This is a genomic window from Novosphingobium sp. BL-A-41-Hi4B-X5A, assembly GCF_055521705.1.
In genome coordinates, this window is sequence record NZ_JBVFVT010000002.1 from 494,538 (window position 1) to 510,164 (window position 15,627).

Sequence of the window (15,627 nt, forward strand, 5' to 3'; positions counted from 1 at the left end):
CTCTCCTCAAGCGCCTTTCGGCTTGTCATTGCGTAGCATATGCGCGAAGACGCTACGATAATCAATGATAGTGAGTGCTGATTCACTTTCCTTGCGAAATGTGGACAAAGACAAGCATTCAGCGCCGGGCATAACTCCGGCACGATGGAAGGGAGATCAACAAGATGACTGCGCTGTCCGGTTTCACCAAGCTGATCTGCCGCGATGAAGAGGCGATGGCCGCCTACTACGCATCGGTCTACGGCTACGGCATTGTCCAGCGTGTGGCTGGCAGCAGCGATGGCGAACCTTTCCGCGAAGTGATCCTCGCCCCCGGTGGCGACTGGACCAAGGGCTCGCTGGTCATGTTCAACTTCACCGGGCGCAATGCCCCGCGTGACCAGCAGGTGATCCTCGGCTTCGTCGTAGAGGACCTCGACGCACTGGTTGCCAAGATCACCGCCAACGGCGGCAAGCTGATCGGCCCGATCCGCGAGGAAACCGATCACGGCGTGCGTGTGGTCTTCTCTACCGATCCCGAAGGCGCGCTGTGCGAAAACGTGCAGATGCTGGCCCACTGATTGCGAAGCAGGAGCAAAACCAGGTGGCACTCGACAAGGACGTATTCGCAGGTGGCGTTGCCGTCGTAACCGGAGCGGGTTCGGGCATCGGCGCAGGTCTTGCCCGTCGTGCAGGCGCGCTCGGCATGATCGTGGTGGTGACAGACATCAACGAGGCGGCAGCGGCAGACACCGTTGCGGCGATTGAAGCCGCCGGAGGCAAGGCCGAGGCCGAGAAGGTCGATGTCTCGATCCCGGAAGAACTCGACCGCTTGGCCGAACTCGTGTTTGATCGGCATGGCGAAGTGCGCCTGCTGATCAACAATGCCGGGATCGAAACAGTCGGCTATACTTGGGAAGTGCCGGCTGCGCGGTGGGAAGCCACGCTCAACATCAACGTCCATGGCGTGATCCACGGCGTGCGCGCCTTTGTGCCGCGCATCATCGCCAGCGGCAAGGAAGCCTGGATCGGAAACCTCTCCTCGGTCGGCGCGTTCGGCCAGATGCCGGGACAAACTGCATATACCGTTACCAAGCACGCAGTGCAGGCATTCAGCGAATGTCTTTATCTTGAGATGGAACTGAAGAACCTGCCAATCCATGTCTCGGCGATCGTGCCGGGCATGTTGCGCACCAACATCTTCAACGCCGAGGCCGGAGCCGGCGAGCCCGACAATGCCGCCGCCCACCGCCGCGCGATGTTCGAGATGATGCGCGATTATGGCATGGACCTTGACGAGGGTTGCCGCCTGTTCCTCGAACAGATGGCCGAGAACAGGTTCTGGGTCCACAGCCAGCCCGAAATGAGCGAGCAGATCATCGGCGGCCGCGTGAAGTTCTTGCAGGAACAGATCCCACCGATCATGCCAGACCTTGCCCGCCAGATTGCGGTCGACTGAGGCGGCGCGGGGTGGCCGGGAAGCTGGTACTTAGCCCACTCGTTGCGCTTTGTCTTCTTGCCATCCTACCGCCGATGGACCGCATGTGGACTGCCACGGCGCTGATCATGGCGGGCGTATCTGCGGCATCCTCGGTGTTCATCGTGGCCGAGGACCGCGCGGCGCGCCGGATTGGCGCTGCGATCATCGTCTGGACCGTCGGCCTTTCGGCGCTGACGATCCCGGTCATCGTTGCTGCGCTGTCGATGCTAGGCATGGTGGACCTTGGCCCTGCACCCCTGCCATGATCAGCCATCAGTCGGTGCGCGGCGTTTCTACCGCAGCATTACGGCAGGCCCATTCGAGCAGGGCCGAGTAATCCTTCTGCGCAAATTCGGGCACGGCACGCGCCCCGCCATAGACCGCATGTGCTGCCGCGCCTACCGGCAGGCCCATGCGGTATTCCGCCGCAGCAGTCATGGCCAGGGTCATGTCCTTGAAGGCGAGATCGATGGTGAAGCCGGGCGTGGTATCGCCCTTAAGCACCTTGTTGACCATCAGCGTGTGCAACTGGCCGTTCTGCGCCGTCGTGCTCCCGGTAACCTTCAGGATCGTATCGATATCAAGGCCAAGGCGGGTGCCGAGCGCGACCGCCTCGGCGCTGACTTCGGCAATGGTCAGCAACAGGAAGTTGTTCACCAACTTCATCCGGCTGCCCATGCCCTGGCCGCCGCAGCGCATGATGTCCTTGCCCATGGCATTCAGCAGCGGCTCGACCCGGGCGAAGTCCTCGTCGCTCGCGCCGACCATGAACAGCGATTCCCCGCGCTCGGCATGTAGCACGAGGCGGCCGATCGGGCTGTCGACGAAGGCCACACTCTTCTCGGCACAAGCCTTGGCGACGCGGTCGGTGCCGTTGGCATCGATCGTCGACATGTCGAGCAGCAAGGTGCCCGGCTTCATCTGCGCCAGCGCGCCATCGGGGCCGAGCACGACGGCCTCGACATGGGGCGTTGCTGGCAGGCAGGTGATCACCACCTCGACATCGCGCGCGGCTTCGGCCACTGAAGTAGCCTTGCGCCCGCCCAGTTCCACGATCTCACCGGCACGAGCCGGGTCGATGTCATAGGCAGTGACGTCAAAGCCCTTGCGCACGAGATGCTTGGCCAACGGCAAGCCCATCGCGCCAAGGCCGATATAGGCGACAGTCGTCATGATATGCTCTCCCTCGGCGTTCAGATCGCGCCGTGATTGATGTAGCTGGTCTTACTCTCGGCAAAGAATTCTGCGGCAGTCGATCCAGTCTCGCGCGCGCCGTAGCCCGAGGGTGAACGTCCGCCGAGCGGCACGTGGTATTCAAGCCCCGCCGTGGGCGCGTTGACCATGACCATGCCGGCCTGCGACGCCTTGCGGAAGCGCTCGGCGCTTTTCAGGCTGCTGGTCGCGATGCCGGACGACAGCTTGTATTCGCAGGCATTGGCAGCGTGGATCGCCTCGTCGAGGTCCTCTACCTTGATAACCGAGGCAATAGGGCCGAACGATTCATGCTGGTTGCAGCGCCATTCCACCTTGGTGCCGGTCAGCAGCGTCGGCGCCATGAATAGGCCGCGCGTGCGTCCTTCCACGGCCCCGCCACCCGCTGCCAGTTCCGCGCCTTCACCTTGGGCATCGACCACGAACTGCAGGTTCTCGTTGAACTGCTGCACGTTGGCGACCGGACCGATCTGGGTCTCGGGATCGAGCGCGTGGCCTACGCGATAGCTACCCGCAACCTTGGCCATGCGCTCGACAAAGGCATCGTGGATGCTGCGCGTGACGATCAGGCGCTCGGTCCCGGTGCAACGCTGCCCGGTCTGGATCCATGCGCCGTTGCTGGCGATCTCCACCGCCAGATCGAGGTCGGCATCATCAAGCACGACCAGCGCGTTCTTGCCGCCAAGTTCCAACTGGCACTTGGTCATCGTCTCGGCCGCGCGGGTCAGCACGGCACGGCCCGTGGCGGTGCCGCCGGTGAAGGTCAGGCCATCGGCCTCGTCGATCATCACGTTGCCGGTGGCGCGGCCGTCGCCCATGACCAGATTGAACACGCCCGCCGGAACGCCCGCTTCCTCGATGATCTGCGCGAGCATCACCGCGCATCCCGGCACGAAGCTGCTGGGCTTAAGGACTACCGAATTGCCATAGGCGAGCGCGCCTGCGATTTTCCATGAAGGCAGGGCAATGGGGAAATTCCACGGCGTGATCGCAGCGATCACGCCCAGCGGCTCGCGCGTGACCAGCACGTTGAAACCGTCGCGCATGGAATTGTACCATTCGCCCTGCGCGCGGATCACGTCGCCCGCTGCAGCCTGGAAGCATTGTGCGGCGCGCAAGGCCTCGCCAATGCCCTCGGGGAGCGTCTTGCCTTCTTCGCGACTGAGCAGCTTGCCGATCTCGGGCGCTCGGGCCTTCAACAGCTCGGCAATCCTGTAGAGGATGTCGACGCGCGCCTGCATGTTGAACGCAGCCCATGCCGGCTGCGCCCGGCGCGCCGCCGCCATAGCCTCGCGCACTTCCGCCTCGCCAACCTTGGTGTAAGTGCCCACGGTTTCGTCGAGGTCGGACGGGTTCTGCGTCGTGAACGGCGTTGCGCCGTCGACCCAGCGGCCGTCGATGTAGTTCGCGCCCTTCATCACAGTGTCTCCGCGATCACGCCCGCTGCCAGCAGACGGTCGATGTCTTCGGGTTGCAGTCCGAGCCGTTCGCTCAGGACGCTTGCGGTATTCTCGCCCGAACGTGGCGGGGCGTGGCGATAGGTCGCGGGCGTGGCGGAAAGCTGTGCCGGGAAGCCCAGCACCTTGACCGGCGTGCCGTCAGAGCGCGCCATTTCGTGCACCAGGCCGCGCGCCGCGATCTGCGGGTGATCGAGCACTTCGGGGATCTCGTTGACCTTGCCACCGGGCAGCTTGGCCGCTTCCATCGCCGCGATCAGATCGGCCGATTTCCATTGCGCAATGGCAGGGCGCAGCAGCGCCAGCAGGGCTTCGCGATTGACGCTGCGGCCCGCGCTGATCGCGAAGCGCTCGTCGTCGGCGAGGTCAGGCAGGCCGATCAGCGCGGTGAAGGCGCGGAACTGCCGATCATTGCCGAGTGCGACGAGCACGCTTCCGTCCGAACAGGCAAAATCCTGATAGGGCACGGTATTCGGGTGCTGGTTACCCATGCGGCGCGGCACCATGCCGCCGTTCATCCAATTCGATGCCTGATTGGCGAGCAACGCCACCTGGGTATCGAGCAGGGCAAGGTCGATGCGCTGCCCCTCGCCGGTGGCATGGCGGTGGTTCAGCGCCGCCAGCACCGAGATCGTGGCATAGAGCCCGGTGGTGAGGTCGCTGATCGGGATGCCGACCTTCATCGGCCCGCCGCCCGGCTCGCCATCGGGAAGGCCGGTCACGCTCATCAATCCGCTCATCCCCTGCACAAGGAAGTCGTAACCGCCATTGTTGCGCAAGGGGCCGGTCTGGCCGAAGCCTGTGATCGAAAGGTAGATCAGGTCCGGCTTGATCGCGCGCAGCGAGTCATAATCGAGCCCGTACTTGGCAAGGCCGCCGACGCGAAAGTTCTCGATCACTACGTCGGCCTGTGCGGCGAACTGTCGGATCAGGTCGGCGCCCGCGGGATCGGCAATATTGATCGCGACCGAACGCTTGTTGCGGTTGGCGCAGAGGTAATAGGCGGCGTCGCGGCTTCCATCGTCAAGGAACGGCGGGCCCCATTTGCGCGTGTCGTCGCCCTGGCCCGGTTGCTCCACCTTGATCACGTCAGCGCCCAGATCGCCCAGGACCTGGGAGCACCACGGACCCGCCAGCACGCGGGAAAGATCAAGGACGGTAATGCCGGCAAGCGGGCCGGTAGCCTGAGGCTCGCTCACTCGCCCTTCAACTCCGGCGTACGCTTTTCGAGGAAGGCACTGACCGCCTCGTGATGGTCATGGGTGTGATGGGCCAGCGCCTGATAGGCGGCCGAGAGCTCGAGCAGCGGGGCCAGCTTCATGTCCTGCCCCTCGCGCAGCAGCCGCTTTGCCATGCGCGTGGCGTGGCCGGGATTGGCGGCGATGGCATGGGCGACTTCCAGAGCGCGCGGCAGGACATGCTCAGGCCCGACGACTTCGCTCACCAAGCCGTACTCAAGCGCCTTGGCGGCATCGATGGTATCGCCCGTCAGCGTCATCAGGCTGGCGCGGGCCATGCCGATTACGCGAGGCAGCAGCCACGCCCCGCCATCGCCCGGCACGATGCCGAGTTTTACGAAGCTTTCCGCGAACAGCGCCTTGTCCGAAGCGATGCGGATGTCGGTCATGCAGGCCAGGTCAAGGCCCGCACCGATGGCCGGACCATTCACGGCGGCGACGACCGGCACTTCCAGATCGTAGAGCGCCATCGGGATCAACTGGATGCCGGTGCGATACTGGTTGCGGATCGAGAACGGCGAGCCGCCGAACATGCCGGTCTTCTCGGCCATGTGCTTGACGTTGCCGCCCGCGCAGAACGCCTTGCCCGCCCCGGTCAGCACGACGGCGCGCACCGAAGCATCGCGCGTCACGTCGGCGCAGAACTGCGCGATCTCCTCGCTGTGCGCGGTTTCGGAGATCGCGTTGCGCGTGTCCGGGCGGTTGAGCGTGGCGATGACGACAGGGCCATCGCGCTCGATCAGCAGGAAGGGGGTTTCGGACATCGCGCGCTCTCCGTCGGTTCTGTGTTGCGCGAAACAGCTAGGCCACCATGCCCTTTCGGGCTAATATTGAATTTTCTGGCTCTGATAGTGAGTATGTATCGTGGACCTCCGCCAGCTGCGCTATTTCAACGCCCTTGCCGAGACGCTGAACTTCCATCGCGCGGCAGAGCGCCTGCACATCTCGCAGCCACCGCTGACGGTGGCCATTCGCAAGCTGGAGGACGAGTTGGGCGTTACCCTGTTCGAGCGCGATCCCCGCGGCGTGCGGCTGACGACCGCAGGCCTTGCCGCGATTGCTCCAGCGCGGGAGGCGCTGGCGGCGGCCGATAAAGTGCGCGAGGCCGTGCGGCAAGGCGCGGCGGGTCTGCGCGGGCGACTGTCGGTCGGCTTCATCGGCTCGGCCATCGGTGATCTGCTGCCCCGCATCGTCCCGCCCTTCCGCAAGGCCTATCCCGAGGTCGAGCTGGCGCTGGAGGAGCTGAACAGCGTCGAGATCGTGCGCGCGATTGCCGCGCGAAGGCTGGATATCGGGCTGGTGCGCCTGCCGGTGATGGATTCGGCACCCGTCGCCATCGACGTGATCGAGGAGGACGAACTCGTGGCCGTGCTGCCTGCCAGCGACGTGCTGGCGCGGCGCAAGACGCTCGACCTGGGCGCGCTCGCCGACCGGGCGTTCATCATCTACAGCCCGGTCAGCGTGCTCCACGCCACGATCCGCCTCGCCTGTCATCGCGCCGGGTTTGCCCCCCGGGTCGCGCAGGAAGCGGTGCAGGTGCAGACGATTCTCAGCCTTGTCGAAGCAGGGCTAGGGGTCGCGCTGGTGCCCGCCCGCAGCGCCCGCTTCGCCGGAGCCGGTGTGCGCATCGTGACTCTGGCCGAGCGGGTGCCCATCGCCATGGGCATCGCGCGGGCGCAGGATGCATCGGTGCTGGCGCATAACTTCGTCCAGGCGGCGCTCGCTACTGGCCCGGACTGATATGTAATTAATATCAAAATCGGAAAATTAAATATTTGAAGCAGAAGGCGTGTGGGCGCATCCATGGCACCGAGACGTGGCGACGAAGCGCGCCGCCCGGGACAGGAGCCGCCCTTTCGTGTTCGATACACTGACGCTTGCCCAACTTCCGCCCGAGGACGAGGCGCTGCGCCCCGCCGTCCGCGCCTTTATCGAGCGCCACATCGCCACAATCCCGCTCGATCGCCGCGCGCGCTCATGGCAGGGCTTCAGCGCCGAATTCAGCCGCGCGCTGGGGGAGGCAGGCTTCCTCGGCCTCACGCTGCCCAAGGCATATGGCGGACACGGCAAGGGCCCCTTCGCCCGCTTCGTGGTGGTGGAGGAACTGCTGACGGCAGGTGCCCCGGTGGCCGCGCACTGGATCGCCGACCGGCAGAGCGCGCCGCTGCTCCTGAACTTCGGCACCGAGGCGCAGCGCCAGAAGCACATCCCGGCAATCTGCCGCGGCGAACAACTGTTCTGCATCGGCATGAGCGAGCCGGGTTCGGGATCGGACCTTGCCAGCGTGCGCACCCGCGCGGATCGCACCGAGAAGGGCTGGGTGGTCAATGGCCAGAAGATCTGGACCACCAACGCTATGCATTCGGACTACATGATCGCGCTGATCCGCACTTCCGGCACCTCGGCTGACCGGCAAGCAGGCCTGTCGCAGCTGATCATCGACCTCAAGGCACCCGGCGTGACCGTGCGGCCCATCGTCGACCTGACGGGTGATGCGCACTTTGCCGAGGTGTTCTTCGAGAACGTGGAACTGGGTGAGGATGCGCTGGTCGGCGCAGAGGGCGAGGGCTGGAAGCAGGTCGTCGCCGAACTGGCGTTCGAACGCTCGGGGCCGGAGCGGATCTATTCCAGCGCCGTGCTGCTCGATGCGTGGATCCGGCACCTGCAGTCCGTGGGTCGCAGCGATTGCGCGGCGCTGGTCGGCCGTCTTACCGCCGAACTCGCCACGCTGCGCGCCATGTCTATCGCCTGCACCGCGCGACTGGTGGCAGGGGAAAGCCCGGTGGTCGAGGCGAGCATCGTCAAGGATCGGGGCACCGGCTTCGAACAGGAACTCCCAGTGGTAATCGGCGACGATCTTGCCGCGCATCCCGACGAGGCGGTGAGCGAGGAGCTGTATCGCACGCTGCTCTATGTCACGCACATCGCGCCAAGCTTCAGCCTGCGCGGCGGCACGCGCGAGATCCTGCGCGGAATCATCGCGCGCGGCATGGGCCTACGGTGAGGGGAGAGGACACCATGGACATGAACGAACTGCTCGAACCCTTCGTCCGCATGCTCGATGCGGCCGCGACCCCGGCGACCGTGCGCGCTATCGAGCACGGCGGTTCCCCCGACGCGCTGTGGAGCGAGATTGCCGAGTCCGGCTTCCTCGATGCACTCGTGGCCGAGGAGGATGGCGGCGCAGGCCTGAGCCTCGCTGACATCGAGCCGCTGATCGAAGCGCTGGGCGCTCGCGCCGTGCCGCTGCCGGTGGCCGAGACGATGGTGGCGCGCGCCCTTCTGGCGCTGGCAGGCGTTACCGCGCCCGAGGGGCCGATCGTGCTGGTCACCTCTCTTGCGCAGCCCGTTCCCTGCGGACTTGTCGCTCAAGCCGCGCTGGTCGATTGCGGCGATGAGCTTGTCCTGTGCGACATGGCGCAGCTCTCGCCCGAGCCGACCGGCGTGACGAACGCGCTGGCCGCGCGCATTTCCGGCAAGCCCGATGGCGTCCGCCAGCCGCGTCCCGCTTCCGGCCTGCGCGCCATCGCTGCCGTCCTGCGCGCCGCGCTGATCGCGGGGGCCGCCGCGCGCCTGTGCGATGTGACCACTGCCTATGCGTCGCAGCGCGTGCAGTTCGGCAAGCCGATCGGCCGCCAGCAGTCGTTGCAGCAGATGCTGGCGCTGATGGCCGAAGACATGATCGCCTGCCGCATCGCCGCGCAGCTTGGCGTCTCGCAGGGGATTGCAGTGTCCCTCGCCACCGCCGCGACGGCCAAGATCACCACCTCCGCTGCCGCCCCACGCATTGCTGCCTCTGCTCATGCGGTCCATGGCGCGATCGGCATCAGCGAGGAATACGACCTGCAACTCCTGACCCGCCGCCTCCACCAATGGCGCCTGGCCGATGGCTCGGAAGGCTACTGGTCGCAGGAGCTGGGGACAGCAAGGCTGGCTTCCACCCAGCCCTCGGTCGACTGGATCCGCGAAACCGTGTTTGCCTGATCGGGGTCAGAGCTTGCCGGAGTAGCGGTTCGGTCCTACCACTGCGCGCGCCTTGCGTCCGCCCGGCAGGATGACCTCGCCCTCCACCCCGGCGGGCAGTTCCACGTCGAGCCGGAATGCGCCGTCCCTGGCCGTCCAGTCCGTGCGGATCGTGCCACGCACGCTCTGATAGGTCGCACCGCCGCTGCCCAGCACGGCGCTCATGATCGGCGCAATGCGTACCCGTCCGAAGCCCGGCGTGGCAGGCGCGATCCCGGCGATGCGGCGGAACAGGAAATCGCCGATGGCGCCGAAAGCATAGTGGTTGCGGCTGTTCATGCCGACATCGCCCTGGTCGCTGTTCCAGCGCTCCCACATGCTCGTCGCGCCCTTCTCGACCATGTACCCCCACGACGGGTAGCTGCGCTGGGTGAGCAGGGTGATCGCCGCGGCCTCCTGCCCGGACATGACCAGCGCATCGAGGATATGGGGCGTGCCAAGGAAGCCGGTGGAAAGGTGATTGCCGCGCCGCGCGATGTCTGCCGCCAACGCCACACCTGCTGCGCGCATGGTTTCGGGCGAGAGCAGGCCGAAGCGGATCGCCACGACGTTGCCGGTCTGGCTGCCGTTGCCAACCTTTCCATCAACGATGAAGGCGGCGTTGAACGCGGTGCGGATCGCCTCAAACAGGCTGCGATACCTGGCGGCAGCCTCAATGTTGCCGATTGCCGAGGCCATCGCAGCCATCATCGTGGCATCCTGCGCCCAATAGGCTGTAGAAAGCAGGTCCTTGGGCGTTGTCGCCGCGCCGGGATTGGTGGTCGGCGCATCCACCGAAAGCCAGTCGGCATAATCCGCGCCGCGCTGCTTGCGCCAGACATGGTCGGGATTGGCCGCCTCGATCCACCCCATGTAGGCTTCCATCGCCTGCCAGTTGGCGCGGATCACCCCGGTATCGCCGTTCTGCATCCATGAGGTATGCGGCAGGATCACGCCCGCATCGGCCCAGCCCGGCGAGGACAGCTTCATCGTCGGCACGAACGGCGGGATGCAATCGGGGAAGGCACCCTTCGCGCTTTGCGATACGCGGGCGTCCTCCATCACGCGGGCGGTGAAGGCGGTCACGTCCATGTTCCACGCCGCGGCAGGCCAGAACACCGCCGCATCGCCCATCCAGCCCAGCCGCTCGTCGCGCTGCGGGCAATCGGTGGGCAGCCCGTAGAAGTTCGCCCGCTGGCTCCATACCGAATTGCGCCAGAACTTCTCGATCACCGGATTGCCGACCCGCAGCTCCGCCGTCTCGGCGAGATCCTGATGCGCCACCAGTCCTTCGAGGCTCCATGCGCCCGCATCGTCCGGCACGCCGGTGATCTCGACATAGCGATAGCCGTGATAGGTAAAGCGCGGCTCATAGACCTCGCGCCCGCATCCGGCGGCGATGTAGATGTCCCGCGCCTTGGCGGTGCGCAGGTTGGCCTGATCGACGGTGCCATCGGCCTTGAGCATCTCGGCAAAGCGCATCTCGATCCGCGCGCCTGCGGGTGCCGTGACGGTGAGGCGGGGGAAGCCGGCAAAGTTCTGGCCATAATCGAGCACGTAATGCCCGGCGCCCAGACGCGTCACCGACTTCGGCTGAAGGGTCTGTCGCACGCGGATCGGCGGGCAGCGCTGCGGTTCGACCGGGATGGCCGGGGCGGCGATCACGCTGGCCGGACGCCAGCCCGCCGCCGTGCCGCCAACGCTTGCCCAGCCGGACTGTTCGGCCCGCGCATCATGGATCTCGCCATCGTAGAGCGAATGCTCCAGCAGGGCGGAGTCCGCAATCTCCCAGCCCTTGCCGCTGCCGATCACTGTACGCGAACCGTCGTCATGCTCGATCTCGAGCTGGCACAGCAGGCGGCACGGCGCAGGGCCGAAGGCAAAGCGCGCCGATGTGCTGAAACGCGAACCGTACCAGCCATCGCCGACGACCATGCCCAGCACGTTGGCGCCGGGCTTGAGCAGGGCGGTCACGTCGTAGGTCTGGTAAAGCACGCGCTTCGAAGGGTCGGTGAACTCGGGCGCAAGCTTGCGGTCGGCCAGCGGCGCGCCGTTGATCCACGGTTGGTAGATGCCCAGCGCCGTGGCGTGAAGCCGCGCGGCCTGGATCGGCTTGTCTATGCTGAAACCACGACGCAGTCGGCTGGCTGGCGTCAGCGGCCACGGCTCTCCGATGGGCAGGCTCCCCTTGGCGCGCTCGGCGGAATGCCATGCGGTGTCGTCAAAATCAGGCAGCTGCCACCCGGCGGGCGCTGCCACCAGGGTTTTCCAACCGACGCTGGCCGAAGTCATGCGCTCTTTCAGCCCATCGCCATGGCGCAAAAGCGCAGCAGCCACGCAAGGTGGCTGGCCGAAACTGCCGACGCGCCGCCCTTCGATGGCAATGACGTTGTGGCCCTTCTTCAGTATGATGGGCCAGACGGCCATCTCGGTATGGCGCGCCGGGCCATCGCGCGGGGTCGGCGCGGGCTCGCCGTTGATCCACACGCCGGTCAGCTCGTGCAGCGTGCCGCAGAACTCGGCTGCACCGCCGGGATGGTCAAAGGGCCAGCGGAAGGCACGGGTCTGGCCGACGTTCTGCCGGTCCGGCCCCGAAATCCAGTGCAGCCCGGCCTCGCGGTCAGCCTTGGCGACAAGCGTTTCGCTGGCGATCCATTCGGCCTGCCAGTCGGCCGGCGCAAGGCCGGTTTCCCACATCGCCGGCTTGCTGCGCAGCGGCGTGCGGCTGCCCTTGGTCCAGCTTTCGACCTGCCACCACACGCGGCTGCGCGAGGGTAGGGCCGGTCCGCCATAGGCCATGTCGACCGCCGAAGTGCCTGCAACGCGCCCGCTGTCCCAGATCAGGTCCCGGCCAGCGGCGAGGTCTTCGGGACTGCGGGCAACGCTGACGCGACAGGCTACCTGTCCGGCACGCTCCGTATCGCCCAGCCTCCACGAAAAGCGCGGCGTTGCATCGCCCAACGCCAGCGAGTTTTCGAGACCGCACACGCGCAAGGATTCGACGCTGTCTTTCTGCGCTGCGGCCAATGCGCGCAGCGGGACCACCGCCGCGCTTGTGCCGACGATGCCCACTGCAATGGCTTCACGCCGACTGACCTTCATCGACTCTCTCCCGCAATCGTTATTGTTGCCATCAAGGCTTGATCGTCTGCGCCGCCAGCGAAACCTGGGCGGTCAGCACCGGCTCACCGGCTGAGCGTGCCACCTCGATTCTCACCTTGCCCGGCGTCACTACCCAGCGCTGCCGGGCCGCATCGAAGCTGGCGAGCAGGCGCGGGTCGGCCTCGATCGTCACGATCCGGCTTTCCCCCGGCTTGAGCAGCGGCTTGTCCCACCCGATCAGGCGCCGCGCCTTGCCGGGCAGCGTCGCATAGACCTGCGGCACATCGGCCCCCTTGCGCGTGCCCGTGTTGGTCACGGTGAAGCTGGCGCTCACGGTGCGCCCGCCCTTGGCCTTCAGCGCCGAGTAGCGGAACGTAGTGTAGGACAGGCCATGTCCGAACGCGAACAGCGGCTTCTCGCCCTTGCGGTCGGACCAGCGATAACCGGCGTCTGAACCTTCGGGATAGGTGATCGAGAACGGCGGGCTGTTGGTCTGCAGGCCATAGCTGGCCTTGTCGTCCTTCGATGGCGGCGGCAGGTTCGATCCGGGCAGAACCGGATTGGGCAGCTGGTCTACGCTTGCCGGAAAGGTCACCGGCAGGCGGCCCGATGGGTTGGTCTTGCCGGAAAGGATCTCGGCAATCGCATCGCCGCCGCGCTGGCCGGGATACCACGCGGCGAGCACTGCCGGCACTTTGGCCAGCCATGGCATCGCCACGGCATTGCCTGTCTCCAGCACCACCACCGTGCGCGGATTGACACTGGCCACCGCAGCGATCAGCGCATCCTGCTGCCCGTCGAGCGAAAGGTCGGGCTGATCCTCAGCCTCGGTCGCGAACTTCGTGGCGAAGACCACGGCCACGTCTGCTGCCTTCGCCGCAGCTGCCGCTGCTGTCGGATCATTGCCATCAACGAACGTCACCTGTGCATTGCCGAAAGTTCGGCGGAGCGCATCGAGCGGCGGCGTTCCGCCCCAGGCGCGGCGGGCAAATGTGGCGGCCGGTCCGCTTTCGATCTTTTCCACGGCGCGAAAGCCGCCCACGGGCACGACCTGGCTAGACCCGCCGCCGGACAGGACGCCAAGATCGGCCTTGCCGCCGATCACCACCATCGATCGCACCGAACCGGCCAGCGGCAGCAGACCGCCTTCATTGCGCAGCAGCACCGTGCCCTCGCGCGCCGCCTGCAGTGCCACTTCGCCATTGCGGGAATAGTCGATGGTCTTGGGCGTGATCTCGGTCCTGTCCACGCCATTGGCATAGATCGCCCAGAGGATGCGCTTTGCTGCCGTGTCGACCGCTGACATCGGGATGTTGCCATCGACCAGCTTCGGCTTGAGTTCGGTCGAGAACCAGCGCTTGCGATCAAGCATTTCGCCCGATTGCTGGTCCAGCCCGGCCAGCAGGGCTTCGGTAGAATGAACCGCGCCCCAGTCGGACATGACATAGCCCTTGAACCCCCAGTCACGGCGCAGCACATCGGTCAGCAGGAAGCGGTTCTCGCAGGCATATGTCCCGCCCACCTTGTTGTACGAGCACATGACCGAGCCGGGATTGCCGCGTTCGATGCCGATCTGGAAGGCCAGCAGGTCGCTCTCGCGCATTGCCGCCTCATCCATCTCGACCGAGGCCGAGGATCGGCCGATCTCCTGGTCGTTGAGCGCGAAGTGCTTGATCGTGGCGATGATGCCGTTCGACTGGACACCCGCGATCTGCGCGCCGACGAGGACCCCGCCGAGCAGCGGGTCTTCGCCGAGGTACTCGAAATTGCGCCCGGCACGCGGGTCCCGCACGAGGTTGACGCCGCCTGCCAGCATCACGTTGAAGCCTTTGGCAACGGCTTCCGAACCGATCATCCGTCCGCCCTCCCGGACCAAGGCCGGGTTCCAGCTCGACGCCAGTGACAGGCCCGAGGGCAGGGCAGTGGCAACGTCGCCCTTGCGCATGTCCATGATATTGGAAACGCCGAGGCTGGCATCGGTTGCATACTGGGGCGGGATACCAAGGCGCTCTATCCCGGCGATGACGCCTGCACCAACCGGCATGCCGGGCGCGCGCTTGGCTGCGGGAATGAACAGGGGCATCGTGCCATGCAGGAGCTGGATCTTCTCCTCCTGTGTCATCTGCGCCAAGGTCCGTTCCGCGCGAACCTCGGCAGCATCCCGCTGTGCCCGCTCCGGTTCGGCCCTGGCTTCGGCGCAACCAAGTGCGATCGTCGCGGCAGAATAGATAACGCGCGCGGCAGGCTTCATTCCAGGGCCCTCAGATGATCCGGCGCAGCTTGGTCAGCTGCGTGATTTCAGACCGGCAAGCTTCACCAAGCCAGCCTTCAAGTCAAGTAATAGATCACATGGGTTCGATTATGCGAGGTGACTTGCGCGCATTCTTCCCCTGTGGAACAAGGCAGCGCGATGGACGCCAGCCCCAAGAAAACTCGCAATTCCCCGGCCAGGAAGGCTGCGCCCCAGCCGCACCAGCCGGTGCGCGGCAGGCCGACGGCGGACCAGGCCAACTCGATTGACCGCTCCATTGTCAACACCGCGCGCACGATGTTCCTTGCCGATGGCTTTGATGCTGTCGGCATGAAGCAGGTGGCCGAGACCGCACGGGTCTCGAAAGGCACGCTCTATGCCCGCTACCCCTCGAAGGAGGCGCTGTTCAAGGCGGTGATCGAGCAGTCGATTGCTGACTGGTCGGCCGAAGCCTCGCTGCAGGATGCGGCGCTTACCGACAATATCGAACAGCGCCTGCGCCACCACGCCACGATCATTGCCACGTGGTTGGGCAGGCCGGATGTTCTTGCCCTCCAGCGTCTGCTGTTGTCGGTGCAGGAACGCTTTCCCGAGCTGTCCGAAGTCATGCAGCGCCGAGGAAACGATTACATCGTCGGCCTGATCGCCCGGGATATCGAGGAAGCGGCCGCGCGGGACCGACGCAATTTGCGCGATGCCCATGTAGTCGCCCGATTGCTGGTCGCCGCGATCAGCGGAGCGCAGATGCAGCGCGGCACGGCGCATGAGAATGACGAGGACCTCCAAGGCTTTGCACAACGGGCCGTCGATCTGATCCTGTGGGGCACCAGCGCCTGGTAAGCCTTGATATTCGAACACATGTGTGCATTAATACTCGGGCAAACGATTCAAGTGTCGTAATCTGAA

General features: G+C 65.7%; 13 protein-coding genes. 7 read left to right on the forward strand and 6 right to left on the reverse strand.

The genetic code is table 11. The annotated features are described in order from the left end of the window. The first annotated feature begins 164 nt into the window (after positions 1-164). The 3 genes from ACZ1JY_RS17965 to ACZ1JY_RS17975 all read left to right on the forward strand — a co-directional run bounded on the left by ACZ1JY_RS17965 (position 165) and on the right by ACZ1JY_RS17975 (position 1,725). The gene (locus tag ACZ1JY_RS17965) at positions 165-560 is read left to right on the forward strand and encodes a VOC family protein (protein WP_118075357.1); all 396 of its coding nucleotides are present in this window, start codon (positions 165-167) and stop codon (positions 558-560) included. Between the two features lie 23 nt (positions 561-583). After that, positions 584-1,438 (forward strand): SDR family NAD(P)-dependent oxidoreductase, encoded by an 855-nt coding sequence (locus ACZ1JY_RS17970; RefSeq protein ID WP_346766723.1) that lies wholly within the window; start codon positions 584-586, stop codon positions 1,436-1,438. A 74-nt stretch (positions 1,439-1,512) separates the two neighbouring features. Beyond that, positions 1,513-1,725 carry a hypothetical protein gene (locus tag ACZ1JY_RS17975; RefSeq protein ID WP_465130988.1) on the forward strand — a complete coding sequence of 71 codons (213 nt, stop codon included), beginning with the start codon at positions 1,513-1,515 and terminating at the stop codon, positions 1,723-1,725. 7 nt (positions 1,726-1,732) lie between these two features. On the opposite strand, the gene ACZ1JY_RS17980 is transcribed toward ACZ1JY_RS17975, so the two are convergent. From ACZ1JY_RS17980 to ACZ1JY_RS17995, 4 genes are read right to left on the reverse strand one after another with little or no spacing between them, the layout of a single operon-like run. Continuing rightward, entirely contained in the window at positions 1,733-2,632 is a 900-nt protein-coding gene (locus ACZ1JY_RS17980; protein ID WP_465130989.1) for an NAD(P)-dependent oxidoreductase, read from the reverse strand. 20 nt (positions 2,633-2,652) lie between these two features. Beyond that, positions 2,653-4,089: an aldehyde dehydrogenase family protein gene (locus tag ACZ1JY_RS17985; protein ID WP_465130990.1), complete on the reverse strand. Its 1,437-nt coding sequence runs from the start codon at positions 4,087-4,089 to the stop codon at positions 2,653-2,655. Continuing rightward, positions 4,089-5,327: a CaiB/BaiF CoA transferase family protein gene (locus ACZ1JY_RS17990; RefSeq protein ID WP_465130991.1), complete on the reverse strand. Its 1,239-nt coding sequence runs from the start codon at positions 5,325-5,327 to the stop codon at positions 4,089-4,091. Before ACZ1JY_RS17990 ends, ACZ1JY_RS17985 begins: the two co-directional genes overlap by 1 nt. Continuing rightward, positions 5,324-6,130: a crotonase/enoyl-CoA hydratase family protein gene (locus ACZ1JY_RS17995; RefSeq protein ID WP_465130992.1), complete on the reverse strand. Its 807-nt coding sequence runs from the start codon at positions 6,128-6,130 to the stop codon at positions 5,324-5,326. Before ACZ1JY_RS17995 ends, ACZ1JY_RS17990 begins: the two co-directional genes overlap by 4 nt. A gap of 100 nt (positions 6,131-6,230) precedes the next feature. Between ACZ1JY_RS17995 and ACZ1JY_RS18000 the strand changes: the two genes are divergently transcribed. The 3 genes from ACZ1JY_RS18000 to ACZ1JY_RS18010 all read left to right on the forward strand — a co-directional run bounded on the left by ACZ1JY_RS18000 (position 6,231) and on the right by ACZ1JY_RS18010 (position 9,350). Next, entirely contained in the window at positions 6,231-7,106 is an 876-nt protein-coding gene (locus tag ACZ1JY_RS18000; protein ID WP_465130993.1) for a LysR substrate-binding domain-containing protein, read from the forward strand. Between the two features lie 118 nt (positions 7,107-7,224). Beyond that, positions 7,225-8,370, forward strand: a complete 1,146-nt coding sequence (locus tag ACZ1JY_RS18005) for an acyl-CoA dehydrogenase family protein (RefSeq protein WP_465130994.1) — start codon at positions 7,225-7,227, stop codon at positions 8,368-8,370. A gap of 14 nt (positions 8,371-8,384) precedes the next feature. Beyond that, positions 8,385-9,350 (forward strand): acyl-CoA dehydrogenase family protein, encoded by a 966-nt coding sequence (locus tag ACZ1JY_RS18010; protein WP_465130995.1) that lies wholly within the window; start codon positions 8,385-8,387, stop codon positions 9,348-9,350. A 6-nt stretch (positions 9,351-9,356) separates the two neighbouring features. Here ACZ1JY_RS18010 and ACZ1JY_RS18015 read toward each other — a convergent pair whose 3' ends face one another. After that, positions 9,357-12,470, reverse strand: a complete 3,114-nt coding sequence (locus ACZ1JY_RS18015) for a family 78 glycoside hydrolase catalytic domain (protein ID WP_465130996.1) — start codon at positions 12,468-12,470, stop codon at positions 9,357-9,359. Positions 12,471-12,501: 31 nt separating this feature from the next. Further along, on the reverse strand, positions 12,502-14,721 hold the full coding sequence (locus tag ACZ1JY_RS18020; protein WP_465130997.1) for a glycoside hydrolase family 3 C-terminal domain-containing protein: 2,220 nt from the start codon (positions 14,719-14,721) through the stop codon (positions 12,502-12,504). Between the two features lie 159 nt (positions 14,722-14,880). Between ACZ1JY_RS18020 and ACZ1JY_RS18025 the strand changes: the two genes are divergently transcribed. Beyond that, positions 14,881-15,561 (forward strand): TetR/AcrR family transcriptional regulator, encoded by a 681-nt coding sequence (locus ACZ1JY_RS18025; RefSeq protein ID WP_465130998.1) that lies wholly within the window; start codon positions 14,881-14,883, stop codon positions 15,559-15,561. Positions 15,562-15,627 lie beyond the last annotated feature (66 nt).